The organism is Salinarchaeum chitinilyticum (assembly GCF_055390775.1).
The window spans coordinates 2,451,898-2,477,282 of the sequence record NZ_AP043888.1 but is presented as its reverse complement, the minus strand read 5'-3'; the positions used below and the strand labels follow the sequence as shown (position 1 = coordinate 2,477,282).

At 68.0% G+C, this 25,385-nt stretch carries 24 protein-coding genes; 15 read left to right on the top strand and 9 right to left on the bottom strand.

All coding sequences use genetic code 11. The features are described from left to right. Positions 1–14 precede the first annotated feature (14 nt). Positions 15–1,193: a carboxylate--amine ligase gene (locus ACZ5KP_RS11935; RefSeq protein WP_460917870.1), complete on the bottom strand. Its 1,179-nt coding sequence runs from the start codon at positions 1,191–1,193 to the stop codon at positions 15–17. A gap of 141 nt (positions 1,194–1,334) precedes the next feature. Continuing rightward, positions 1,335–2,291 carry a polysaccharide deacetylase family protein gene (locus tag ACZ5KP_RS11930; protein ID WP_460917868.1) on the bottom strand — a complete coding sequence of 319 codons (957 nt, stop codon included), beginning with the start codon at positions 2,289–2,291 and terminating at the stop codon, positions 1,335–1,337. Positions 2,292–2,743: 452 nt separating this feature from the next. On the opposite strand from ACZ5KP_RS11930, the gene ACZ5KP_RS11925 reads away from it, so the two are divergent. The 3 genes from ACZ5KP_RS11925 to ACZ5KP_RS11915 are packed head-to-tail and all read left to right on the top strand — an operon-like array spanning position 2,744 to position 5,738. Further along, entirely contained in the window at positions 2,744–3,331 is a 588-nt protein-coding gene (locus ACZ5KP_RS11925; RefSeq protein WP_460917866.1) for an acyltransferase, read from the top strand. After that, on the top strand, positions 3,328–4,749 hold the full coding sequence (locus tag ACZ5KP_RS11920) for a nucleotide sugar dehydrogenase (protein ID WP_460917865.1): 1,422 nt from the start codon (positions 3,328–3,330) through the stop codon (positions 4,747–4,749). Before ACZ5KP_RS11925 ends, ACZ5KP_RS11920 begins: the two co-directional genes overlap by 4 nt. Positions 4,750–4,754: 5 nt before the next feature. After that, on the top strand, positions 4,755–5,738 hold the full coding sequence (locus tag ACZ5KP_RS11915) for a glycosyltransferase (protein WP_460917863.1): 984 nt from the start codon (positions 4,755–4,757) through the stop codon (positions 5,736–5,738). A 14-nt stretch (positions 5,739–5,752) separates the two neighbouring features. On the opposite strand, the gene ACZ5KP_RS11910 is transcribed toward ACZ5KP_RS11915, so the two are convergent. After that, on the bottom strand, positions 5,753–6,448 hold the full coding sequence (locus tag ACZ5KP_RS11910; RefSeq protein WP_460917861.1) for a helix-turn-helix domain-containing protein: 696 nt from the start codon (positions 6,446–6,448) through the stop codon (positions 5,753–5,755). 183 nt (positions 6,449–6,631) lie between these two features. Here ACZ5KP_RS11910 and ACZ5KP_RS11905 point away from each other — a divergent pair, with 183 nt between their 5' ends. From ACZ5KP_RS11905 to ACZ5KP_RS11885, 5 genes are all read left to right on the top strand, one after another. Further along, a complete protein-coding gene (locus tag ACZ5KP_RS11905) occupies positions 6,632–7,666 on the top strand; it encodes a DUF354 domain-containing protein (protein ID WP_460917860.1) in 1,035 nt (344 codons plus the stop codon). Continuing rightward, the gene (locus tag ACZ5KP_RS11900; protein WP_460917858.1) at positions 7,663–8,895 is read left to right on the top strand and encodes a polysaccharide deacetylase family protein; all 1,233 of its coding nucleotides are present in this window, start codon (positions 7,663–7,665) and stop codon (positions 8,893–8,895) included. Before ACZ5KP_RS11905 ends, ACZ5KP_RS11900 begins: the two co-directional genes overlap by 4 nt. A 134-nt stretch (positions 8,896–9,029) precedes the next feature. Continuing rightward, positions 9,030–10,031 (top strand): GNAT family N-acetyltransferase, encoded by a 1,002-nt coding sequence (locus ACZ5KP_RS11895; protein WP_460917856.1) that lies wholly within the window; start codon positions 9,030–9,032, stop codon positions 10,029–10,031. A gap of 66 nt (positions 10,032–10,097) precedes the next feature. After that, a complete protein-coding gene (locus ACZ5KP_RS11890) occupies positions 10,098–10,472 on the top strand; it encodes a MarR family transcriptional regulator (protein WP_460917854.1) in 375 nt (124 codons plus the stop codon). Next, entirely contained in the window at positions 10,469–10,828 is a 360-nt protein-coding gene (locus ACZ5KP_RS11885; protein ID WP_460917853.1) for a type II toxin-antitoxin system PemK/MazF family toxin, read from the top strand. The genes ACZ5KP_RS11890 and ACZ5KP_RS11885 overlap by 4 nt, the downstream gene beginning before the upstream one ends. 22 nt (positions 10,829–10,850) lie before the next feature. Here ACZ5KP_RS11885 and ACZ5KP_RS11880 read toward each other — a convergent pair whose 3' ends face one another. The 5 genes from ACZ5KP_RS11880 to ACZ5KP_RS11860 form a co-directional block, all read right to left on the bottom strand. Further along, complete coding sequence (locus ACZ5KP_RS11880; protein WP_460917852.1) at positions 10,851–12,341, bottom strand: glycosyltransferase family 2 protein; 1,491 nt, start codon at positions 12,339–12,341, stop codon at positions 10,851–10,853. 202 nt (positions 12,342–12,543) lie between these two features. Then, positions 12,544–13,500, bottom strand: coding sequence for a Gfo/Idh/MocA family oxidoreductase (locus ACZ5KP_RS11875; RefSeq protein ID WP_460917850.1), 957 nt, complete (start codon positions 13,498–13,500; stop codon positions 12,544–12,546). After that, complete coding sequence (locus ACZ5KP_RS11870; RefSeq protein WP_460921042.1) at positions 13,501–14,628, bottom strand: DegT/DnrJ/EryC1/StrS family aminotransferase; 1,128 nt, start codon at positions 14,626–14,628, stop codon at positions 13,501–13,503. A gap of 381 nt (positions 14,629–15,009) precedes the next feature. Continuing rightward, positions 15,010–15,588 (bottom strand): metal-dependent hydrolase, encoded by a 579-nt coding sequence (locus ACZ5KP_RS11865; protein ID WP_460917849.1) that lies wholly within the window; start codon positions 15,586–15,588, stop codon positions 15,010–15,012. A gap of 1 nt (position 15,589) precedes the next feature. Continuing rightward, positions 15,590–16,615 carry a DUF1616 domain-containing protein gene (locus tag ACZ5KP_RS11860; protein WP_460917848.1) on the bottom strand — a complete coding sequence of 342 codons (1,026 nt, stop codon included), beginning with the start codon at positions 16,613–16,615 and terminating at the stop codon, positions 15,590–15,592. 309 nt (positions 16,616–16,924) lie between these two features. Between ACZ5KP_RS11860 and ACZ5KP_RS11855 the strand changes: the two genes are divergently transcribed. Continuing rightward, positions 16,925–17,464, top strand: a complete 540-nt coding sequence (locus tag ACZ5KP_RS11855; protein WP_460917846.1) for a DUF7344 domain-containing protein — start codon at positions 16,925–16,927, stop codon at positions 17,462–17,464. A gap of 126 nt (positions 17,465–17,590) precedes the next feature. Next, positions 17,591–17,869, top strand: coding sequence for a helix-turn-helix domain-containing protein (locus ACZ5KP_RS11850; RefSeq protein ID WP_248516636.1), 279 nt, complete (start codon positions 17,591–17,593; stop codon positions 17,867–17,869). A gap of 529 nt (positions 17,870–18,398) precedes the next feature. Here ACZ5KP_RS11850 and ACZ5KP_RS11845 read toward each other — a convergent pair. Then, positions 18,399–18,626 carry a HalOD1 output domain-containing protein gene (locus ACZ5KP_RS11845; RefSeq protein ID WP_460917845.1) on the bottom strand — a complete coding sequence of 76 codons (228 nt, stop codon included), beginning with the start codon at positions 18,624–18,626 and terminating at the stop codon, positions 18,399–18,401. 705 nt (positions 18,627–19,331) lie between these two features. Between ACZ5KP_RS11845 and ACZ5KP_RS11840 the strand changes: the two genes are divergently transcribed. The 5 genes from ACZ5KP_RS11840 (at position 19,332) to ACZ5KP_RS11820 (ending at position 24,765) form a co-directional block, all read left to right on the top strand. Continuing rightward, positions 19,332–20,177: a PDDEXK family nuclease gene (locus tag ACZ5KP_RS11840; RefSeq protein WP_460917844.1), complete on the top strand. Its 846-nt coding sequence runs from the start codon at positions 19,332–19,334 to the stop codon at positions 20,175–20,177. Between the two features lie 120 nt (positions 20,178–20,297). Further along, positions 20,298–21,341: a tRNA-intron lyase gene (gene endA / locus ACZ5KP_RS11835; protein ID WP_460917842.1), complete on the top strand. Its 1,044-nt coding sequence runs from the start codon at positions 20,298–20,300 to the stop codon at positions 21,339–21,341. Positions 21,342–21,755: 414 nt separating this feature from the next. Then, complete coding sequence (gene grxC / locus ACZ5KP_RS11830) at positions 21,756–23,129, top strand: glutaredoxin 3 (protein ID WP_460917840.1); 1,374 nt, start codon at positions 21,756–21,758, stop codon at positions 23,127–23,129. A gap of 81 nt (positions 23,130–23,210) precedes the next feature. Continuing rightward, positions 23,211–24,227, top strand: coding sequence for an SGNH/GDSL hydrolase family protein (locus ACZ5KP_RS11825; protein WP_460917839.1), 1,017 nt, complete (start codon positions 23,211–23,213; stop codon positions 24,225–24,227). Positions 24,228–24,450: 223 nt separating this feature from the next. Then, entirely contained in the window at positions 24,451–24,765 is a 315-nt protein-coding gene (locus ACZ5KP_RS11820; protein ID WP_460917837.1) for a hypothetical protein, read from the top strand. The last annotated feature ends 620 nt before the right edge of the window (positions 24,766–25,385 follow it).

The window sequence follows — 25,385 nt, the reverse complement described above, 5'->3', positions numbered from 1 at the left end:
TCCGCCCAGACCACTCACTTGCCGCTCCGGAGCTTCCGCGAGAGGCCGGTCAGGAACGGCGCGGGATCGTCGAGCCGGAAGAAATCGAAGCGAGGCTCCGCGAGGCAGGACGCGGCGATCACTGCCGCCGTGCGGACGAACGACGGCCGTTCGACGAGCGGAGAGTCCTCGAAAGCGACGCTGTGGAGGTGCCCCAGCTCGCCGTGCAGGAGGTGGCTCCCGACGCCGGTCTCGTAGGTCGGGTCGATCTCGTGGCTACGGCCCGTCGCCTGGAGCCAGTAGTACGCTGGAAAGTCCGCCCCCGCCCGGACAGTCGCGGGCAGGGACTGCCAGAACCGTGGGTTGATCTCGGTGAGGACGTACTCGCCGGTCCGGGCGTCGCGCATGTACTCGATGCAGGCGAGCCCGTGCCAGTCGAGTTCGGCGAGGAGGTCGCGGGCGACGGTCTCGAGCTCGGTGTCGTGGATCGATCGCCGGTAGACGCCACCGCCGCCGGTGTAGGAGTCGCCGCGGAGCTGACGGTGCTGAAAGGTGGCGACGGGCTCGCCGCGATCGTAGAGCGCTGCGATCATGAACTCGCCGTCGGTCGGGACGAACTCCTGGACGATCGGCACGTGATCGAACGTCGCGACGACTGCGTCGACGTCCGGCTCGGTGCCGGGCGGAACGTGTTCGATCGACTTCACGACGTCCACGTCGGCCCCGGCGCGCTCCGAACAGTACGCTTCGCCGAGCACGTTGTACCGCGACTTCACGACGTGTCGCCCGTCCCAGTCCTCGACCTCCTCGAGGGATCGGGTCTCCGGGACGGGAACGCCGGCCGCCTCCGCAGCCGCCGACAGCGCGAGCCGGTCGTGGACGCGCTCGATCGCGTCGAAGGGCGGCACGACCAGGGAAACGTGTTCGGCGAAGGCGTCGGCGTATCGCGACAGGACGTAGCCGTCCTCCGCGCGAATCGGGAGGATCGTCTCGACGTCGGGACGAGTTGCGAGTGCGAGCAAGGCGTCTCGATAGGCGATACAATCCTCTCGAGGATCGGGTAACGTCGCCGTTCGGCCGACGAACCGGGAGGCGGCCGCGGGGACGTCCGTCTTCTCGGAGGCGACGATCGGCTCGACGTTCCTCGCCGCGAGCGACCGGACGCAGGCGTACGTCGCAGCCTCTCGTCCGGTCGGCAACAGGGCTGCAGTCACCGAGAGCTCCTCCCCATGTGCGGAGAAAGCAACGGCTGGCGTCAAGAGTATACTCTGCTGATCGATCCGTCCGCGCGAATAAGCCGTTCGTACGGCTGCCGGGGAACCGCTACCGGACGGCGGATTCACCGGCCGACCGCGTCACGTGGTTGGGTAGGACCACGTCGATGGAGGTTCCGACCGTGCCCGCTCCGCGACGGCACCCACCGTCGCCACGTCGACGCCGTCCTGGCGGCGGTCCGCGATCGCGGTACAGATGGCCTCGAGGCGCGCCTCGCCGTGATCGTCGACGACATCGACGGGCCGCAACCGGACGTGGAACACGCCGTCCTCGGTGTCGGCGACCCGAGCGAGGCCACGGTTCACCGCCGCGATCGCCGGGTCTGCGATCGTCCGACCGGAGAGCCAGCCAGCGGCGCCGTCGAGCCTCGCGAGATCCAGGGAGGTCGGGAGCCCGACCAGGCCGTACTCGTCGATCGTCGGGCGAACGATCGGCGGCCCGGCGATCGTCGCGTTCGCGAGCCGCCGGGCAGAGCGCGGGAGCGAGAACGACGAGCTGCGCCCGGGGACGGCCCTGCGGTAGCACTCGAATCCCCACTCGGCGAGCACGCCCCGGTGGCCGACGTCGGTGCCCAGGAACGCCGCGGTCCGTGGAACGGGCAGCGAGGCCGACGGTGACGAGGAGAGCGCGTCGAAGAAGCCGACGCACTCCGCTCTCGCGAGGTCCAGGCTGACGGCATCGTCGCCGAATTCGACGCCAGAAAAGGGCAGGAAGGCCAGTTCGTGCCCGGGCGCAGCGTCGACGGTCTCCGCGACCAGATCGGGCGCGAAGCGCAGCTCCGGGCGCTCCGCCCAGCCCTCGCGCTCGCAGGCGAACCGTCCGGGTGCCAGCGGGTGGTGTTCGTGGACGCCGTCGCAGTCCTCGAGCAGGAGGTGGCCGGCGACGCCCCAGGTAGCGGGGAAATCGTGCCGTTCGAAACGGGCCAGCGTCGTCCGCCAGCCCGAGCGAGCGGCCTCGACGCGGTCGGTCGCTGGCGGCTGGCCGTCGATGCAGTTCCAGCCCAGCGCTGCGTCCACCGAGATGACGACGGTTCCCATTCGACACGGCAGTCGGGAGATCGTCGAATAAACCCAGGCGACCGTTCGAGGGCGTAGACGGCTGTTACCAGGGAACTTCGCCGATTCGAGGTTCGTAGCACGGGGCTACGGCCGAGCGAACGCTGGTCCGAGGCTCGCGACGGGCGCTGACGACGAAATTCCGGGGACGGGATCGACCTTCGGGGAGCGACCGACGTCGATCCAAGGGGAACGGATCGCATAACAAAGCGGATGCTCGGGCTGGCTCCGGCCACACCCCGCTACGGCGGGCACTCACCTATGACGAGGGCGACACAGCGAGCGACGGACCCGATTGCATCGACCGAGACGGGATCGGTCGCCGAGGCACTGAGCCCGGCGACGGTCGAGGAACCAGTGGCCAGCGGTGGACGGGCCGCGGAATCGACTCCCGGAACGTTCGCCGACGAGTCGGCGACCGGAGGACGGTGCGCGTGACCGACGCCGCCCAGCTCGACGGCGAGAACGTCGACGTCGCGCCGACGGCCAGCCTCTCCCCGGCCGGCGTCGAGGGCGAGCCGCCCAGGATCGGCGCGAACGCGACGATCCGGGGCGGGACGGTGATCTACCCGGACGTCGTCGTCGGCGAGAACTTCTCGACGGGACACCACGCGGTCGTCCGGGAGTCGACCCGGATCGGGGACGACGTGCTCGTCGGCACGAACGTCGTGATCGACGGCCACGCCCGGATCGGCGACGGTGCCAGTCTCCAGACGAACGCGTACGTGCCGACCCAGTCGGTGCTCGGCGATCGGGTGTTCCTCGGTCCGGGCGCGACGCTGACGAACGACGCGACGCCCGTCCGGAGCGAAGACGAACGGCTCGAGGGGCCACAGCTCTGCGACGACGTCACGATCGGCGCGAACGCGACGATCCTCCCGGGCGTCGAGGTCGGCGAGGGCGCGTTCGTCGCTGCCGGTGCCGTCGTCACGAGAGACGTGCCCGCACGGACGCTCGCGATCGGAACGCCGGCCGAGCATCGCGACCTGCCCGCGGAACTCGAGGGAGGGAACCAGCTGTGAGCGACGTCTTCACCGTCGATCGACTCTACGGGACGCTCGCACCGGACGAACACCGGCGTCGTTCCTTCCAGAACGGGGAGATTCCGGTCGCGGTCTACGGCCTCGGCAAGCTCGGTCTCCCCGTGGCAGCCACGCTCGCGGAGGCGTCGAGCAACGTCGTCGGCGCGGACGTCGATCCCGAGGTCGTCCGCGAACTCCAGGCGGGCCGTTCCCACGTCGACGGCGAGCCGGGCCTCGACGAACTCGTCGAGGACGTCGTCGAGGAGGGCGCGCTCCGCACCGTGCAGGACCCGGCGAAAGCTGCCAGCGAGGCTGCGGTCCACGTGATCGTCGTCCCGACGCTGCTCGACGACGAGAACGAACCGGACCTCGCGACGCTGGTCGCAGCGACCTCCTCGATCGCTGCGGGACTGGATCCGGGTGACCTGGTGTTGCTCGAATCGACGGTACCGCCCGGAACCACCGCGGAGATGCTCGAACCCTCCCTCGCGGCCGCCAGCGGTCTCGACGCCTCCGAGTTCGGCGTCGCCTTCTGTCCCGAGCGGATCAGCTCCGGGCGCGCCCTGAAGGACATCCGGCGCGCGTACCCCAAGCTCGTGGGGGGCACGGACGAGGCTGCGACTGAGGCCGCCGCGATGGTCTACGACCAGGTCACCGAGAACGACGTGATCGAGCTGGCCGACGCGACGACGGCCGAGGCGGTGAAGGTCTTCGCCGGCGTCTACCGCGACGTCAACATCGCGCTCGCCAACGAGTTCGCCCGCTACGCGGACGAACTCGGCGTCGACGTCGCGGCGGTGACCGAGGCCGCGAACTCGATCCCGGTCACGCAGATCCTCGACCCGGGCATCGGCGTCGGCGGCCACTGCATCCCCGTCTACCCGCACTTCCTCACGAAGACCAACGCCGTCGACGGGCCGGTGATCCCCGCCGCCCGGGCGCTCAACGACGACATGCCGGCGTACGCCGTCGACCGCCTCGCGGACGAGCTCGCGGCCCGGGACATCGATCTCGGCGACGCGACGGTGCTCTTGCTGGGGCTGGCCTACAGGGGCGACGTCGCGGAGACGCGGAACAGCCCGCCGATCGCGATCGCGGAGCTACTCGCCCAGTTCGGGACGCAGGTGCTCGCCGTCGACCCGGTGCTCGACGACGAGGCGCTCGACGAGCTCCCGGTCGACGCCGTATCGATGCGGCGCGCCGCAGCGGCGTCGCCCGACGCGACGATCCTCGGCACCGACCACGAGGCGTTCGGGACTATCGACTGGACCGCCTTCGAGGAGATGGTCGTACTCGACGGGCGCAACGCGCTCGACCTCGGTGGAACGCACCATCGCCACGTCAGGATCGGGGACGGCGACGTGCCGGCGGTCGGCTCGCACTGGCTCGACGCCGACCCGCGGCGCACCGACGGGTGAGAGCGGTGGCTTCGACGACGGAGAGCCGCGAGCGCCTCGATCCTCAGCGATCACGATCCAAGATGCGCGTGCTGAACCTCGTGACGAACGACCGGGCGCGCTTTTTCACCCAGCAGGTGGCCGCCCTCGAGGAGCGCGGCGTCGAGTTCACGACGATCCCGGTGCCGAACGATCACGGCCCGGACTCGAACCGATCGGTGGTCGACTACCTCCGCCTGCTCCCGCCGACGATCCGCGAATCCTTCGGTGAGTACGACCTCGTCCACGCGAACTACGGGCTGACCGCGCCAGCAGCGCTCGCACAGCCGAAACTCCCGGTGCTCGTCTCGCTGTGGGGCTCGGACCTTCTGGGTCGCTACGGACCGATCACGCGCCGCTGTGCAGCCCGGGCAGACGACGTGGTCGTGATGTCCGCCGAGATGGCCGACGCGCTCCCCTTCGAGCCCCGAGTGATCCCTCACGGCGTCGACCTGAATCGCTTCGCTCCGCAAGACCAGCGTGCCGCCCAGCAGGCCGTCGGCTGGGATCCCGACCGTCGGCACGTCCTCTTTCCCTACGACACCGCCAGGGAGATCAAGGACTTCCCGCGGGCCAAAGCGATCGCCGAAGCGGCGAGCGCACAGGCCGACGCCGGACTCGAACTCCAGACGATCAGCGGCGTTCCCCACGAACAGGTCGCGACGTACATGAACGCCGCCGACGTCCTGCTCCTGACCTCCAGGAGCGAAGGCTCACCGAACGTCGTCAAGGAGGCGATGGCGTCGGGGCTCCCCGTCGTGGCGACGCCCGTCGGCGACGTGCCCGAGCGGCTCGCGTCCGTCGAACCCTCCGTCGTCGACGACGACGACCAGCGACTCGCCCGTGGCGTCGCCGAGATCGTCGATCGAGGTGAGCGCTCGAACGGTCGCGAACGGGTCGCCGCCGAGTTGAGCGTCGACGCGACGGCCGATCGGCTGTACGAGGTCTACCGGTCGGTCGCGAAGCAGTAACCCCGATTTTCCGTTCAGGCGGACTCCTCGACGACGGACGGCGCCGCGTGCGAGTTGATCGCGCGCTCGACGAGGAACTCCACCGCACTGCGGACGTGGTGGGAGAGCGTCTGGCGGGTCGTCCCGTACTCCTCGGCCAGCTCCGTCAGGGTGACCTCCTTGGGGGTCGCGAAGTAGCCGCGCTCGAAGGCGAGCGCGAGCGCCTGCCACTGCTTCTCGGTGATCTCACAGGACTCGCCGGTGGCCCGTATCTCGGGGGAGATTCGCTCGACGGAGACGGTCGCGCCGCGGTCGGTGAGGTCCGACTCGAACGCCCGGAGCGCGTCGCGGCTCGGGGCGCGAACGCGGACGTGGAAGCCGTCCGCGTCCCGCCGCGACTCGAGGACGGTCACGTCGTGGCGCCGGCCCAGCGGAAACACGAGCGGATCCGTCGACGCCGATCGCGAGGTGGTCACGATCCGGTAGAGCGCCCGGTCGTCGAACTCGACCAGTCGGGACCAGCCCGAGAGGGAGGCGTCGCCGTCGATTGCCGACTCGAAGTCGCCCAGCGGCGCGTCGCGAACCCAGCAGAAGAAGACGTACTGGACCGCGTCCGGTCCGGACTGGACGTAGTGGGCGTCTTCGACGGTGAACTCGGCGTTCGGAACGGTCTCGAACGTCGGGCCGAAGAAGATCGGATCTGGTAACGAGAGGTCCGCGATGTCGCTCATTCGGCCGGCAGTTGGCAGCCACCGGGAAAGTGTTTGTCGGCCAACACCTTGTCAGGAGATAGCTGGTGGCATACCTGGTCTGCCAGGATCGCGTGCTACGGGGATCGCCGGCCAGGCCACCGACGGGGAGTACCCCGACCATAACAAACCCCGCTTGGTTCGCCCCTCCTGTCGATCGACGCAATGCGCGTTCACTTCGACGTCACGCATCCCGCCCACGTTCACCTGTTCAGGCACGCGATCGAGTCGCTGGCCGCCGGAGATCACGCGGTCGGCGTCACCGCCAGGGAGAAAGAAGTGACGACGCAGCTGCTCGACGCCTACGGCATCGAGCACGAGGTGCTCTCCCGCAAGCGGGCGCCCACGTGGACCCTCGGACCGGAGTGGGGACTGCGGACGCTCAAGACGGTGGACTACGTCCGGCGGTTCGAGCCGGACGTCGTCGTGAGCCAGCTCAACCCCGCGGCCGTCGGCGCGGCCGCACTCACGAGGACGCCGAACGTCGTCTTCCACGACAGCGAGACCGCCGGCAAGCTGGCGGACGTGCTCGCGCCCCTCTCCGACGCCGTCCACTCGCCCACCGGCATCCAGCAGGATCTCGGCGCGACCCACCACGCCTACGACGGGTTCCACGAGCTCGCCTACCTCCATCCGAATCGGTTCGAGTCCGACGCCGACCTGCTGGCCGAACACGGCGTCGACCCCGACGAGCCCTACTCCGTCCTCCGGTTCGTCTCGATGGGCGCCTACCACGACGTCGGCGAGGCGGGGCTCACGCCGGCACAGAAACGCCGCGTCGCCGCGGAGCTCGCCGAGCACGGCCCGGTCTACGTCAGCAGCGAGGGCGAGCCCCCGGCGGACCTCCCCGGCGAGCCGGTGCCGGTGCCGCCCGAAGCGATCCACCACCTCCTCGCCGAAGCCGCAGTGTTCCTCGGCGACTCCGACACGATGGCGATCGAGGCGGCAGTCCTCGGGACGCCGTCGGTCCGCGTCGACTCCTTCGGCCAGGGCGACGTGCTCGGCTGTTTCCACGAACTCGAACGCTTCGACCTCGTCGAGTCGACGACAGACGGCGACGAGGCCATCGAGAGCGCCGTCGAGCTGGCCGGAGATCCCGACGCCGCGGAGCAGTGGCAGCGTCGACGCGACGACCTCCTCGACGAGACGATCGACGTCTCCGCGTACATGCTCGAGACGATCGAGGAGGTGGCGCGATGAGCGGCGAATCAGCTGACCCGCCGACGGAATCGGGCGGCGGGGTCGCCAGTGAGACAGAAAGGAGCGCTGCCGAGCGAGACGTGACTGCAGGAGAAGGTGGCACGACCGCGAGTCAGCCGAGCGAGGCCGGCGAGCGCGTGCACGGGCAGCCGCCGCGGCCGCTCAACGAGGCGACCTCCCGTCAGGACGTCCGCCACACCGTTCACGGTGGCGCCGCGAACGTCGACGTTCCGGTCGGCAGTGCCACGACCGGTCCGACCGCCTCGACGCCTGATCCGCCCGCGAGCGGGAGTAACCCGAGGACCGATCCGCCAGAGGTCGTCAATCGGATCGCCGACGGGGGTCCGCAGGTCGGCGAGGACCTCCTCACCGACCACAGCTTCGCGCTCTGTCTGACGCACGACGTCGATCGGCCGTACAAGCTCGCCCAGGCGGGCTTCTACGCGCTCCGGGACCGAGATCCGAGACAGCTCCTCGACCTACTCCCCGGGAGACAGCCGAACTGGACGTTCGATCGACTGCTCGCGATGGAGGCCGAGCTCGGCGTCCGATCGGCATTCTACTTCCTCGACGAGCAACGGCTCTTCCGCGATCGGCCGATCCGGGACTGGTTCGACCTCGACGCCTGGCAGCTCTATGCAGACCGCTACTCGCTCGAGGATCCTTCGATCGTCGAGCTGATGGACCGCCTGGATCGCGGCGGCTGGGAAATCGGCCTCCACGGCTCCTACGAATCCTACGACGACCGACAGCGACTCCGCGCCGAGAAGCGCCGTCTCGAGGACACCTTCGGGCAGCCGGTGCTGGGCGGTCGCCAGCACTACCTCAACCGGACGCTTCCCGAGACCTGGGAGCACCACGCCGCGCTCGGGCTTGGCTACGACGCGACGGTCGGCTCCTCCAGCGAGATCGGCTTCGACTTCGGTGACACGATCGATCGGCCGTTCGACGACGCGTTCGTCGCCTTTCCGCTGACGATGATGGACGTCGCGATGCCCGACCCCGGCGAGAACTCCGCAGAGGCGCGGGCCGCCTGCGATCGCGTCCTCGCCGAGGCGGCGGACCGGGGCGCGATCGCCACGGTGCTCTGGCATCCGCGCGTGTTCAACGAGAGCGACTGGCCGGGGCACACGACGCTCTACCGACACCTGATCGAGCGCGCCCAGGAGCTGGGCGCCTGGGTCGGCTCGCCGGGCGAGCTCTACGCCAGGCTGGACCATCCGGAGTGACGGCGCGAAGTCGCTCTCCTCGGCGCTCGATCGCACTCGCCGTACTGCGGTAACGGACCACCCGAACAGAACGCCTTCGCGGGCGGTACCGCGGCACTAACAATCACCCGGTACTGCGTGGCTCCGCGCGTTCGATGGATCTCCACAGACTGACCCGCGAGGAGTGGGCTGATGCACTTCCGAGTGGTGGGTTCGAGCCGTTTCACCACCCCGAGGCACTCGCCGTCCTCGACGAGCACAGCCAGGGCGAACTCCGACTGTACGGCGGCTTCAAGGGCCAGCAGCCGGTCGCGCTCCTCCCCGCAATCGTGCAGGATCGCTCCGTCGGAACGGCGGTGCTCTCCCCACCACCGGGCCGCGGCGTTCCGCGGCTCGGCCCCGTCCTGATGCCGGCGAGTCCGAAGCAGCGCAAGCGCGAGAAAGTGAATCGCACCTTCGCGGAGCTCGTTCTCGAGGATCTCCAGGTCGACGGGCGCACGACGCTGTTCCGGATGACCTGCAACGCGGACTACGTCGATCCCCGGCCCTACGTCTGGTCGGACCTGGACCTCGACACCGCGTTTACCTACCGGCTCGACACGGCGGGGAGCGATCCCGAGACGATCCGCAAAAATTTCTCGAAGAGCCTCCGCCGCGAGATCGGCGACGCGGAGGACCTCGACGTCACCGTCGAGCGGGAGGGGCTCGACGGCGCCGAAGCCATCTACCAGGAGACCAGCCGGCGCTACGCCGAACAGGATCGACCGTTCCGGCTCACCTGGCCGTACGTCGGCGATCTCTTCGACGCGCTGGGCGACCGCGCACGCGCCTACGTCGTTCGCGGCCCTGACGACGAGTTCCTCTCCGGCGTCACGGCGCTGTACTCCGACGACGCGGCCTACTACTGGCAGGGCGGCGCCCGCGCGACGTACGAAGGCACGGCCGTCAACAGTCTCGTCCACTGGCAGATCATCGAGAATCTCGCGAGCGAGTCCCCACGGGGCGCGACCACCTACGACCTGATGGGTGCCAACACCGAGCGCCTCTGCCGGTACAAGAGCAAGTTCGGCGCGGAGCTGGTACCCTACTACGTCGTCGAATCTGGCGGTGCCGGGATGGACGTCGCGAAGAAGGCGTACAGCCTGGTCGCGCGGTAGGATAGCAGGCTTTTTTCAGAGATATTGACGGTAACGCTCATTACGTCCCCTACAGTAGTTACAGTCATGTCTATCGATCGCGATACGTTCGATCGGTCCAGCGAGAGTGAACTCGAGGACCTCTCGACGGCGGATCGCGTGCTCGCCTTCCTCGGGACGAACGACGACCGTGCGTTCAAGGCGAGCGAGATCGCCAGCCGCATCGACCGCGAGGCCAGCGCAGTGAGCACCGCTCTCACGAGGTTGAAGGATCGTGGCCTCGTCGAACACAAGGGCAACTACTGGGCGATCACGACCGACGACGAACGACTCAGTGACCACGACGGCTACGCACGAGCGACCGCGCTGTTCAACGAGCAGCTGGGTGAAGAAGATCGAGCTGCCTGGCGCGAGCACGCTCCCGAGGACCCCCACCCGAGTGTCGGGGAGGACGACGCGTGAGCGAAGACGAACCACCGATCTACGAACCAGCGGACGTCGTTTACGGGGCAGATCCGTTCAAGCGGGGAACCGCTGGTCGCCCGTGGGTCGTTCTTTCCAATCACGAGGGGCGTCCATTTCACGGTCAGCAGTACCTCTCACTGGCACTGACGACGCGTACCTGGATGGAAGGATTGGTCGAACTCGAGGAGGGAGATTGGGTTCGAGGCGGGACGCCGAGCGAGAGCCGCATCGTTCCCTGGGGCGTCCAATCAATCGGTCGTGAGGACATCGAGTATTGGCAGGGACGACTCGATGACACAGTCGTACGGGAAGCGGCGAGAGTGCTCGTAACGGAACTTGAATCGGCCGTCTGAACGCATCGAGACTCCGAGCTAACTACTCCGATTCGTCCGTTCGTGGACCCGATCCCTCGGGAATCCGCTCGGTGTAGTTGTAGCTGCTGTTCATCACCGCGTCGAGGAGCATCGCACCCAGCAGCGCGGCGACGCCGGCGAGGACCAGCGCCGCCCAACGAGCGACGCTACCCGGACGAGGACCTGGAGCGTCGGGAGGTGCCTTGCTGCTTTCCGATTCGCCAGCATTGGCAGTGGCGTCGGATCGACCGTCGCCGACCGCCCCCGCTGAACTCGCCTCGTCGTCAGGCGCGTCCGCGCTGGTCGGTGGCTCGTCGTCATCGGCGGTCACGTCGTCGATGGCGGCCCGCGCAGTTCGCTCGGTGCCCGGAGAGCCGGCGTCGTCCCCGCTCGCGGCCGACAGGCCGGACGCGACGACGCCGAGAAGCCCACCGGCCGTCGCAATCGCACCGCCGAGGAACAGCGCCAGCCGCCCGCGACCGCCGTCGGCGTCGCGATCGACCCAGAGCCGGCGGAGGAAGGAGCGGAGCAACATCCCCGACACGCGCGGGATGTACGAACTGTAGGCGATGTGGCTCTCCTCGTCGGCGTAGGTCAGCGGGCATGGGACGTCGGCCACGCGGAGGTTCTCCGCGCTCAGCCGGATCAGGAGGTCGTTGCAGTAGCCGAAGAACTCGTAGAGCTCGTCGATGCCGGCGGTGTCGAGTGCCTCCAGCGAGATCGCGGTGTAGCCGTGCTGGGGATCCCCGACGGACCAGTAGCCCGTCGCGATCTTCGTGAGCACCGTCAGGATGTGGTTGCCCACGAAACGGTGGCGCGGCATCGTCTCGTGGTGCTCGTCGAGGAGCAGTCGGTTGGCCTTCGCGTACGCCGCGCGCCCGTCGACGACCGGATCGAGCAGGTCGGGCATCCAGTCGGGATCCATCTGCCCGTCGCCGCCCATCACGACGGTCACGTCGATCCGGTCGGCCCGCGCGCGCTGGTAGCCGGTCTTGATCGCACCGCCGACCCCGCGATTTGCTTCGTGGCGGATCGGAACGACGCGGCGGTCGAACGCGGCAGCGGTCGACCCCGTCTTCGCGCTCGATTCGTCGACCCACTTCGCACGTCCGGACGCCGTGGGATCCGTGCCGTTCGTCGCTACGTCGTTCGTTCGAGGCGGGCTTTCGGAGTCGACCGCGTTTTCGCTCGCGGGTCTGGTGCCGCCGTCGGGACTCATCGACCGGTCCTCGGCGTCGGACTGTCCGTCGCCGTCGGACCGTTCGTCGCCATCCGCCGATCCATCGGCGTCGATCCGTCCGTCGCCGTCCGAAGGTCCGTCGCCAGCTGCAGGATCGTCGCCGTCGATCCGGGCGGCAGCCGTCCGGATCTCCTCCCAGCTGCCGTCGGTTGAGCAGTCGTCGACGGGGTAGATCCGGTCGACGTAGTCGGGGATCGTCTCGATCACGTTTCCGACGAAACCGGCTTCGTTGTAGGTCGGGATCACGACGGCGACGGTGTGGTCCTCGTACATGTCGTTCTCGGGCGATCCCTCCGACGGCTACCGGTTTGTTATGGTGGCGGTGCCCGTTGGCGGTGATCGGTATGCTGCTGCTACGAGGACTGGAACGCGGAAGCGCGGCGAGAGCCTGGAGACCAGGAAAGAGGGACGAACGACGGCCGAACTGCGAGCGGATGGCCGCACCGGGCGCTACGCACCACGCGTCGAATCGCTCTCAGCGTTCACGGCCCGCGGCGCCGGCGACGCGCTCGGCAGTCCGGAGCACCTCGAGCCCCTGCTCGCCGGTGACGACGGGATCGTTCCCGTTGCGCGTGGCGTCGACGAAGCCGGAAAGCTCGCGCTTGAGCGGCTCGCCGTTCTCGACGGTCGGGCGCTCGACGACGTTCTCCGTCCGGTACCGCACGTCGCCGTTGATCTCGACGTACTCCGGCAGCGAGCGGTGGTTGATCTTGACGGACTGTTCCATATAGTCGACGGTCACCACGCAGTCCGTGGTCGTGATCGAGAGCTCGCGGACCTTCTTCTGGGTGACGCGGCTCGCGGTGAACGTGCCGACGACGCCGTCGCCGTAGTCGACGGTCGCGGTGACGTACTCGCCGTCGGCGCCGGCGCGAGCGTCGACGTCGCGTGCAGTCACGTCGAGCACCGACCGAACGACGTCGAGGTCGTGGATCATCAGGTCGAAGACGACGCCGCTGGAGACGCCGCGGTCGCCGTCGAAGGGCGGCCCGAGGCGACGGGCCTCCACGGCGATGACCTCGCGGTCGGCGAGCACGTCCTGGAGCGCGCGGACGGCGGGGTTGAACCGCTCGACGTGGCCGACCTGGAGCGTGACGCCGGCCTCGCGGGCCGAGCGGACGATCTCCTGGCCCACCTCGGCGTCGTCGACGATCGGCTTCTCGACGAGGAGGTCGACGCCGGCGTCGATCGCGGCATTGGCGAGCTCCGCGTGGTACTCCGTGGGGACGACGATCGAGACGAGGTCGACCGCCTCGAGCAGCGACTGGAGATCGTAAGCGGTGGTGTCATAGTTGGCAGCCACCGACTCCGCGCGCTCCCGATCGACGTCGTAGACGCCGCCGAGGTCGACGCCCGGTAGCTCGTGGTAGACACGGGCGTGGTGGCGGCCCATCGAGCCGACGCCGACGACGCCCGCAGTGAGGTCGGCCATCTACGATCCCTCCGGGTCGTACGCCGCGAGTAGCTCCGCGATCGACTCGATCTCCGCGGCCGAGAGCCCGGGATGAACCGGGAGCGAGAGCACCTCCTCGGCGGCCCGCTCGGCGACGGGGAGCGTCGACGGCCGGTCGTAGGCCGGCTGGCGGTGGATCGGCGTCGGGTAGTAGATCCCCGTGTCGACGCCGTTGCGATCGAGATAGGCCTGGAGATCGTCGCGATGGGGCGTCCGCACGGTGTACTGGTGGTAGACGTGGCGGGTGCCCGCGGGCTCGATCGGTGCGAGCACGGACGGCGTCTCCTCGAGCGCCTCGGTGTACTGCCCGGCGGCACGGCGTCGGGCCGCGGTGTAGCGCGGGAGCTTCCGGAGCTGTGCGCCGCCGATCGACGCCGCGAGGCTGGTCATCCGGAGGTTGTGGCCGACGGACTCGTGGACGTCGGCGTCGCTCCGGCCGTGGTTCACGAACCGTCGCGCGCGCTCGGCGACACCGTCGTCGTCGGTGACGAGCATGCCGCCCTCTCCCGTCGTCGCGTTCTTCGTCGGGTAGAAGGAGAAGCAGGCGGCGTCGCCGAGCGAGCCGACCGGCTGGCCCGCGATCTCCGCGCCGTGGGCCTGCGCCGCGTCTTCCAGCAACGGAACGTCGTACTCGTCGGCGATCGATCCCAGCTCGTCCATCGGGGCCGGTAACCCGTAGAGGTGGACGGCGACTATGCAGCTCACGTCACCCCCGTACTCTTCGATCGTCGCGCGCACGGCGTCGGGATCGAGCGTGTAGCGCTCGGGATCGACGTCGGCGAACACCGGCGTCGCGCCGACCAGCCGCGCGGCGTTGGCGGTCGCGACGAACGACAGCGGCGTCGTCACCACCACGTCGCCAGCGCCGACGCCGAGCGACCGGAGCGCCGTCGTCAGCGCCGCCGTCCCGTTCGCCGCTGCGACGCCGTGGCTCGCGTCGCAGTAGTCGCTAAAAGCCGTCTCGAACTCGCGGACGACGGGCCCGTCGGCGAGTCTGCCGCTCTCGGCGACGTCGATCGCTCGCGAGAGCTCGCGTGCCCCCAGATCGGGAGCGGCGATCGGGATGCTCACGCGAGCGGCACCCGTCCGGCGGCCTCGCTGTTCGATGGAGTCGATGCCCGCGTCGCGATCCGGACTGTAGCTACTGTCATTGTGACGTGTCCCCACCGCGGGGCGTGTTGGCCTGCTACCGACGATCCGGGTTTTGTTATAGCGAGCATTGCACGGCGGGTACAGGCCGGCTACGCGGCGTTCGCGGCGGACGGCGGAGTCGGGGAGGTCCGGTCGTGCCGACAGCGACCGACTACGCGCATCGAACGGCGGCGCGCACCCTCCTACCGGCGGCTGTGCGGTTCGGTCGGTCCGCTGAGCAGGTCGCCTGCTCACCGATGGAGTTCGAGCGGCACGTCGGACAGGTTGATCGTCGACGATGCGGTTCCAGCGGCAGTCACCCAGAGAGACCGGCCAGCACCACAGCGAGAACGAGGGCTATGCGCCGCGAGGATCGTCGGGATCGGACAGGACCCATGCCCGGATCGTTCCGATCCCTGGACGGCCGTCGATCACCCAGACCGCGAAGGTCGTCCCGAGGAGCAGCCCCTCGAACACGACGTAGATCCGGCCGCGAGTGGTCCGGAGGAACTCGAGGAAGGTCACGAGCACCTCGTTGGTCCGGGCCAGGAGCCCCGGCGTGTCCGCCACCGGGAGATCGATCAGCGGGTACAGCAGGAACCGGTACGCGGGAGGATGGCCGAGCGCGACCGGGAAGAACACGTCGCCAGCGAGGTGGAGGAGGTAGCTCACTGCGAAGGCGACCGCGATCCGCCGTCCGGCGGCGAGGGCAGCGAGGAGGATCGCCGGCCCGGCGAACAGCAGCGAGTGCGCGAGGGACTTGCCGCTCGGCAGGACGCCGGCACCCCAGGCCAGGGGCTTGTCGATCAGGTCGGGAAGCAACGCGGCGAACGCGACCACGACGACGGCGTCGCCGGTCGGTGCTCGGCGGTAGCGGAGACGGGCGAACAGCGAGTAGGCCAGGTAGCCGACGGCGGCGTGCTCCCAGGGGAGCATCTCAGGCGTCCCCGTCCGCCGTGGAGAGCCAGAAGTAGAGGTGGCGGTACGCCGATTCGGCGTCGGCCTCCGGCGGCGCGTCACCCCGGTAGAGGTAGTAGTGGACGCGGAGCTGCGAGCCCGAGAGCGCCGGGCGAAGCGTGTGTCTGTGGGCCCACCGCTCGCCCGGTTCGACGCTCGCGCCGTAGCGATCGAGTTCGACGGTCCGACCGGATCCGGCCGCCGATCCGTTTCCGCCGGGCGCCGTCTCGTTCCGTTCGAGCGTCACGACGACCGTGTAGTCAGTCGTCGTCCCCTCGTGGTTCTCGACGGTCGTCACGAGCGACGCCGACTCGTTGGGGGCGAGCTCGGCCGGATAGTCGCCGGCGACCAGCTGCCCCTCGTCGTTCTCGGTGAGGACGGCGAAGTTCGTGAACGTCTGGCCGTCCTGGGGCATCGCGAGCACACCGCCGACGGTGAGCAGCGCCACGATCACGCTCGCGATCACGAGCACGTTGACCGCCCGTTCCGCGGGCGACCCGCTAACGAGGGCCGCGCGGAGCTCGCCGGCCCAGCCGGCGAGTGGGATCCGGAACCGTTCCTGCGGGGGCAGGCGGCGGCGAACGAGCGCCGCGAGCAGCCCACCGATCGCGACGAACGCGACGAGCCCGCCGACGACTGTCGTTTCGGAGAACCCCCAGGGCGAGACGGCGACCGCGATCCCGAGCACTGGAAGGAAGGCGATGCTGAGACCGAAGGACAGCGCCACGCGCTCGCGGGCGGTCACCCTGTCGAGCCCCCTGAGCGACGACAGTCGGCCCGGCGCAGCGACCGGTCCCCTGTGTGGGAACAACAGTGCGACGAGGACGTACCCCGGCAGCACGAACAGCGCCGACCCACCGATGCCGATGCGGATCGTCGCTGGCGCGTCGATCGCCACGACGAGGTAGGTCGCGGCCGCGAGCAGCCACGCGAGGACGACGTCCACAGCGACGCGATCGGAGAGCGCGCGTTGCCACGTGGGCATGCGGGACTCACCGTACGTCATCGTTCGGTCGAACGGTCAGTGGGACGATGGCAGTTAGCCGGAGAACTCATTCTGGGCGGAACTCGGGGACCGACCCTGTATTGTTATACTCGGCATAGGGGTGGTAGGACCGGGCTCCCTTCGCCGTCGCTCCCGGACCGACACATCGGGCAACGAACGGATCCAACGTGGAAACAACGATGCCGTCCTGCGATTCGATCGGGTTCGGTGGAGGAAACCGGGTTGTAACAAAGTGCTAGACTCCGGAAAGGTCCGCTGTACCGAGCGGATCCACGCCGCCACAGCCGGCATCTACAAACGACCCAGCTAATGTCAGAATCCGACCAAGAGTTGTCGTCGCTCGACACGATCTTCGACCTGCTCAGCAATCCGCGTCGGCGGTTCGTGCTGCACTACCTCAAGCGCGTCGAGGAGCCCGTTCAACTAACCGAGCTCGCGGCCCAGATCGCGGCGAAAGAAAACGACGTCCCCGTCGACGAGCTGACCAGCCAGCAGCGCAAGCGCGCGTACGTGTCGCTGTACCAGACCCACGTGCCCAAGCTCGAGGAGGTGGGCGTCGTCACGTACGATTCGGAGACGGGGAACGTGGCGCTCACGGCGAAGGCCGACGACATCGACGAGCAGCTCGACCGGAACGAGACTGACGTCCCCTGGCAGTGGCTCTACCTCGGGGTGGCCCTCGCCGGTCTCGTCGGCGTGCTGGTGGCGCCGCTGGCGGGCGGCGGGAACGCGATCCAGTTCCGCATCGGCCTGTTCGTGCTGGGCGCAATCGCGGTGATCGCGCTCGCGAACTACGTCTACGCGCGCCGATCGAAGCGAGATACGCTGGCGCTCATCGAGGACGAGTGATCCGACCGTGATACACCCCATCGACGACGGACGACGACAGCACCACCCCAAGACCAGCCCGAAGAACCGGCGGCGCACTCGCTCGGGTGCCCCGCTCGGCGTGACGCGACACGAGCACAGACAACCATGAACGACGAGTGGGACGAAATCGGCTACGTGATCAGTTCGAACTACCGCACCGAGGTCCTGAGCTGTCTCGCGAACGGACCGGCGACGCCATCGCGCATCGCCGACGAAACCAGCATCTCCATCGCACACGTCTCGCGGGCCCTCCAGGAGCTACGAGAGCGCTCGGTCGTCGAGCTACTGGTGCCGGAGGATCGACGAAAGGGCAGGATCTACGGGATCACGGAGAAGGGGGATCGCGTCTGGTCGGAGATGGAAGCGGAGAACCTGATCGACTAGCCGAACTGCGTCGGTTCGCTCCGTTGCCGGCATCTCGATCGAGCGCCGACAGCACGGTCGGCGCCAGCATCGCCATCAGGCGTTAGCAGCGTCGTCGGGCAGAAACGGTCTGATCGACCACCGGCGCCTCTACGTCTCGTCTTCGACCGCCGGGGGTGCGCCGAGTGGCCTCGAGCACGCCGTCTCGGCGAGCCATCCACAGGTCGATCCGCGCTACTCCTCGGTCTCTTCGGGGGCCAACATCTCTGGCGATCGCTCGTAGCCAGGTGTGTTTGCGAACTGTGAGATTCGCTCGAGTTCGTCGTCCGACAACCACTGGGACATACAGTACGCCCGAGGACATCCGAGGGTAAATACCTACTGGACGAGGCAGAACACTACTTTCCGAAACGGCCAAATTCAGGAGTTACGGACGCCTTAAACCGAAAGTAGCGAAATCATTCTCGGCAGTTCGAAGGGTGAAATTCACTCCGCACCGACGGCTCGTCGCTGGGGAACTGTGGCCTGGTACGAACGTCGTTTCGAAGTGCTAGTGAGTAGATACGATCACGTCTGAGCCACCGTCAGCGACGGTGACTTCACACCCATCGAGCAGGAACTTCGCCGAGAGCGGCTCTCCACCGGACGCGAACAGCTGCCGAAGCGCGTCCGCGTCGACGACGTCGTTGAGCTGCTGATCGAGCCCCATCGGGTCGACGCCCTTCGCCGCGGCGACCGCGTAGACGATCGCTACGTCGAGTGGTTCGTCTGGAGCCACGCTGTACCGTCGGGTCGACACTGTTTCGAACTCTCCTGGTCGAGTCGCTTCCTGTACGCCGCCACTGTCGATGTTCGGGTCAGTTTCGCGCATTGTGGATCTCTCCCCCGTACCTCAGACGAGGTGTTGTGATAGTCGTATATATGTCTTGTGAGAATCCTGCGATAATTCATTCGAATGTGAAGAAAATACCTAGAAAAAAGAATATACTATCAGCTAATGATCTACTTCCCGGACGAAGCACCAATTACATGCCAGCAGTCAACGACCACCTCCAACCAGCTGTGCACCGTCAACGTCCCGGCGGAACCCGTCGTACGCGTACCCGACGATACCACGTTGCTGGTGATCCCGTACGATCGGAGCGTGGGCCAGCGAGGTCGTCCCCCACGCGGTGCGCCCCGACGCGGTCGCGATCCCCCGTGCGGAGGGCCCCGGATACCGGCGCTTCGATTGTAGTGATTCGAAGCGTCCAGCAGTGGCCGGCTGGCCACAGGGTGCCGTCGGCCGTACCGGGTCGATCATCGGCGTTCGATAGTCCGTCCCCCTTCAAAAACGGGGGCGATCGTTCGCACCCCGCCGCAGTCCATCGTACCACCGTACCGCGATTTTCCGTTGCCCGATTCGTGATGTTACGATTCGTAGGACGAGGTTACCAGGGACGTAGGCACAGCTTTATCACCGAACCCGCGGCGAACCCGCCTCGTGCCAACCACGACCGAACTCCTCGGGGACGGCGGTGACGCGATCCGCGTCCTCTCCGGAGACTGTACCGTCGTCGCCGACGGCGACCGTCGCGAGGAACGCCGGGGTCACGTCACCGTGGTCCTGAAACCAGATAACACCGTGCTCGTCCACGACGCGGACGGCTACCAGCCCGTCGCGTGGCTGACCCGCGCAGACGCGGTGTCGTGCTCGCGCGCGGACGACGCTCGCGGCCGTGCCACCGCCCGCACGATCGTCGGCTCGCGAATCGCCGGTGACGCTCCAGAGGCGGGCGAAGACGACGGTGCTGCGTTTACCGTCGACGCCCGCGACGGCGACGAACGGCTCCGCGTGGTCGCCCACACCGAGGACGGCTACGCCAGCTATCCAGCGACCCGCGCCGGCCACCCCGTCGGCGAGTGTCCGGACTGCGACGGCACGCTCGTCCGGTCCGGTCGCGCGGTCAACTGCATCGGCTGTGGCGATCGCTACGGCCTCCCCGACGGCGCGACCGTCCGCGAGGAGCGCTGTTCCTGTGGCCTGCCGCGGCTCCGCGTCGAGCGCGGTGCGCCCCTGGACGTCTGTCTCGATCGGAGCTGCGATCCGCTGGCCGACGCCGTGGAGGAGCGCTTCGACCGCGAATGGGCGTGTCCGGACTGCGGCGAAGACCTTCGGGTGATCCATCGCGGCGCACTCCTGCTGGGCTGTGACGCGTTCCCCGACTGTGAGGTGAGCTTCGGGATCCCGACCGGGACCGTCGTCGACACCTGTGGCTGTGGCCTCCCGATCTTCGAACTCGCCAGCGGCCGTCGCTGCCTCGACTCTGCGTGCGATCGACAGGGATAGGGAGGAAAACGCCGCGTCACGCGCACCCGATGCCACGAGAAGCGACGCGCCCGCACGTCGTTCAGGGCCCGGACGCCGCGGACCGTCGCCTCTTTGAGTACGGGCGCCGCCCACTCGCGTATGGACGCCCGCACGGAGGACGGCCGCGTCGTGGTCGGTGGCGACGCCCGGCAGCGGTTCTACGACGCCCGGGGCTACGGCTACCCGCTCGAGGGCAACGAGATCGCGCTGTCGTGGGTCGAGGCAGCGCACCTCCTGTTACGGGGCGACCTCGACGCCGTCGACGGCGCGGCCTTCGAGACGTTCCTCCGGGACGGAGCTGGGGGCGTCGAGGGCGGCGACCGGGCGGCGCTGACCTTCCTCGTCTACCTCGACCTCCGCGAGCGCGGATTCTATCTTTCGCCTGCGCGCGAGGAGTGGGTCGACGGCCCGAGAGAGGGAGTCGAGTTCGTCGTCTACCCGCGCGGGAAAGGGCCCGCCGACGACGCCGTGGCCTACGAGGTCCGCGTCGTCGGCGAGCGCGAATCCGTGCCCGCGAGCGCGCTCGGAGACTGCACGCTCGCGATCGTCGACGAGGAGAGCGAGGTGACGTACTTCGAGACGGGGACGCCCGAGTGGGAGGGATCGGCAGCGTTCGAGCGCGAAGCGCCGACGGAGGCCACCCTGCTCGCCGATCGGGCCCTCTGCTGGGAGCCGCCAGGCGCGTTCTACCAGCAGGCGTTCTACGGCCAGCCACTCGGCAAGCGTGACGAAGGCGTCGACGCCCTCCAGCTCTCGCTGGTCGAGACCGCCCAGCTCGTCGCCGCCGGAGCGCTGACCGTCGACGGCGGCTACGACGCCGTCGTCGAACGCGGCCGGGCCGTCGAGGGCGACCGCTTCGACCGCCGGCTGCAGGTCTACGCAGCACTCAGAGAGCGCGGGATCGTCCCCAAGACCGGGTTCAAGTTCGGCGCGGACTTCCGGACCTACTCCGCAGTCGAGTCCGTCGATGACCTCGGCCACTCCGAACGGCTCGTCCGGGTGGTTCCGCCGGCGTTCGCGTTCGATCCCCGGGATCTGGCGCTCGACGTTCGGCTCGCTCACGGCGTTCGGAAACAGCTTGTGGTGGCCTGGCCCGACGACGGCGCCGTGGAGTGGATCTCCGTCGAGCGACTGACGCCGTGAATTCGGTGTCGGAGCTATCGCTGCTGGCTTGACTGCGACAGCAACCGCGCACGGAATCCCCCTTCCGAAGTACCGGAAGAGCGGAGCTCTTCCGTGCCTCGCGAGATCTCCGCTCTCGCCGCAGCCCCACCCGGATCGGATTTCACCGATCGTGACACCCCTGTGGACCACGTCGGCGCGCACTGGCGGGATGAGTCGAGCGGAGCGAGGCGACCTCGTCGGAGCTTTCTCCAAAGGTGTCCTCGCGAGTGGAGCGAGCGAGGGCCCGTCGATCTTTGATCGACGGTGTATCGAGCGCTCTGTGGCTTTCGGAGATCAAGAAATTCGCCGAGTGACCCACTCCGTTCTCGGTGTGTCAATCGCTCCCTTCGAACAACGCAAGCTAATTACAGCGAGGAGCGCCTACGAGCACACATGAGCCAGCCTCACGTCGAAGTCTACACGAAGGAGAACTGCTCCTACTGCGAGAAGGCGAAGGACCTCCTCGACGCCAAGGAGGTCGAGTACGAGGAGTACGTGGTGACGGGTGACGAGGAGCTCTTCGAGGAGATGGTCGAGCGGGCGGAGGGCCGCAAGACTGCCCCCGAGATCTTCGTCGACGACGAGCTGATCGGCGGCTACGACGACCTCTCGGCGCTGGAGGAGAACGGCGAGCTCGACTCGAAGCTGGGAATCGAGGGCGACAGCATCGACGGGGAGGAGGCCATCGCCGCCGCGGACGGCGCTGCTGGCGTAGACGAACACCGACGCCTGATCGTCGCCGGCAGCGGCATCGCGGGGATGACCGCCGCGATCTACGCCGGGCGGGCGAACAACGATCCACTCGTGATCGAGGGCGACGAGCCCGGCGGGCAGCTCACCCTGACTACCGACGTCGAGAACTACCCCGGGTTCCCCGATGGGATCTCCGGTCCCGAGCTCATCAACGAGATGCGCGAGCAGGCAGAGACGTTCGGCGCCGACTTCGAGAACGGCATCATCGAATCCGTCGATGCCGACAGCCGTCCGTTCCGCGTCGAACTCACCAACGGCGACGTCTACACCGCCGACGCCGTCATCGCCGCATCCGGCGCCAGCGCGCGAACGCTCGGCGTCCCCGGGGAAAACGAACTCATGGGCTACGGCCTCTCGACGTGTGCGACCTGCGACGGCGCCTTCTTCCGCGACGAAGACATGCTCGTCGTGGGCGGCGGCGACGCCGCGATGGAGGAGGCCCACTTCCTGACGAAGTTCGCGGACACCGTCTACGTCGCCCACCGCCGCGACGAGTTCCGCGCGGAGGACTACTGGGTCGACCGCATCGAGAAGAAGGTCGAGGCCGGCGACGTCGAGATCTTGTGGAACACCGAACTCGCGGAGATCCACGGCTCGCAGGCCGACGGCGTCGATCACGTCACCCTGCTGCGCCACCCCGATGGACACCCGAAGGACAAGCGCGACGACCCCGCCTTCGAGGGCGAAGTCGAGGTCTTCGACCACGACGTCGGCGCGGTGTTCTACGCGATCGGCCACACGCCGAACACCGACTACCTCGAGGGCACCGGCGTCGAGATGGACGACGCCGGCTACCTCGCGACCCAGGGCGGCTTCGAAGGCGGCCAGACGGCGACCGACGTGGAGGGGATCTTCGGCGCGGGTGACGTCGTCGACTTCCACTACCAGCAGGCGATCACGGCCGGCGGCATGGGCTCGAAGGCCGCGATGGACGCCGACGAGTGGCTGGAGAACGAGGCCGACCTCACCGCCAGCGCCGAGGCCGACGCCGCGGCCGGACAGGCCGACGACTGAGCTCGCCCGACGGCTCGCTTTTTCGACGTTTCGTCGAAACACAGCTATAAGCGCGGGCGTTCGCAATGCGGCAGTACGAGGATGCAGTTCGACGCCTACCCGTCGGTGTCGCTCCACAACGTCGCCGAGGTACAGCCCGCCGCGTGGGCAGGCGACGGCCACCGCCTCGCACGCGTCCCGGGCGAGGTGGCGGCCCGGCTGAACGTCGCCGCCCGCGAGCGACTGGGCCACCCGACGGGGGTGGAGCTCCGGTTCGTCCCGACTCGCGACGACGCCAGCATCGAGGTCACGCTGTCCGCGCCGGAGCGGACGACGGTCTGGCCGTTCTGGGGCGCTTTCCAGTCGGCGGAACCGACCGAGATCGGGCGGCGCCCGCGCGCGATCACGCTCGGGCTCCCGGATCGGATTCGCGATCTCGATCGCGACGAGCAGCCCCGCGCGTTCGATCCACGAGTGTGTCGCCTCCGCTTCGACAGCGCCGCGCCCGTCGCGCTCCACGACGTCGAGGGGCGGTGCCGACCGCCGTCACCGGAGGAACGCCCCGAGGACCGGTACCTCGCCTACGGTACCTCGATCACGGAGGGTGCCGCGAGCACCGCCCCACACCTCGCCTACGTCGCCCAGACCGCTCGACGGCTCGGCGTCGATCCGCTCAATCTCGGCTGTTCGGGCTCGGCCTTCTGCGAGCCCGCGATGGCCGAGTACCTCGCCGACCGCGAGGACTGGGACGTGGCGACGCTCTCGCTGTCTGTCAACATGGCGAACCGGGGGTTCACCGTCGAGCAGTTCCGGGAGCGCGCTGGCCATCTCGTCGACGCCGTCGCGAGTACCCACCCGGAGACGCCGATCGCCTGCATCACGCTCTTTCCCTACCACGCGGACCTCGTTCGCGGCGACGATCCCGAACGCGCTACCGAGTTCCGGGCGGCCCTGCGAACGACCGTCGAGGAGTCACAGCACGAGCATCTCACGCTGGTCGAGGGGCCCGAACTGATGGCCTCGACGGGGCTGACGACCGACGCGCTCCACCCCGGCGACCACGGAATGATCGAGATAGGCCGTCGACTCGCCGATCGAATGGACGATATCATCGAGTAAACCGGCACCCGAAAAACCCCTCCTGCCAGACGATCCGGGGATCGACGGCAGCGATGGACGCCGACGAGTGGCGGGGAAACGAAGCTAACCTCGCTGTGGCGAAAGTGAGGCAAGGCTGCAACGGCGGAGCCCGACGCCTGATGACCACTGTAGGATCTGCGCCACTGGACCGGCCAACGCCGGCCTGTCATTTTTCAGCCTCGAAGCACAACTGGCCGGTGCAATGAGCCTGGACCTCGACGGGCTCGACAGTCTAGAAGAGCGCATCGAGGCGGTGAAAGAATCACTGGCCGACGGTACGCTCGATCCGGACTCGGTGTTCTCCGGGGAGTTCATGGCGACCAACACCGACCACGGCTCGCTGACCGACTTCTACCGGGAGAGTCCCCGGACGCTCGCCGATGACGAGCCGAACCTCCGGGACGTCGACGATGCGGGTTTCGACGCCTACGTCTCCGACAACTCGGTGTTCAAAGACTGGGATTCGATGGTTAACAAGGCCGCAGAGGACCACGTCGAAGGCCACTTCGGGAACTGACCGACGATCGTCCTCGCGACTGGACCGGCGGCCGTCCCGCAGATGCGCCGTCTGTGCACCACGCTACTGGCCGAGGTGCAACGATCCAGCCGATAACGAGCGGTGAAGGCGGACGCAGGCCAAAAAGGAGCGGAGTGTCGGCCTCGCTAGCCGAACATCTGGCGCATCAATGGCCAGTTGAGATAACATTGTAAATATTGAGGACAATATTGCTTGTAACTGCTCAAACGGAATGCCGCGTCTACAACAAATAGAACACCGCAAAATTATTCCTCTCGTCGGGTCTGATCCCGGTCGTTAATTCGCCGGATCGGCGGGACCATTTTGCAAATCATTTTTATACTACATGAGTAGCGGAGCATGCAGGTAGAAATTATGAAAGAAACAACAGAAAGCACACCCCCGCCCTTTGAGCAGCTCGCCGAGGAGATCGAAGAACGCGAGCAACAGCGCTCGCGCCGCGATCGCATGGAGCGAAGAGCGCGGTGGCGGAACAAGTACCGACTGCTGCGAAAATGGCAGTCCGCGCTCGAGGAGTACCGTGGTCCTGGTGACGCCCACCTCGTCACCGGCTACAGACCGAGTGGCTTTGTCGCCCCGATCGATGCCCCGGAGATCGC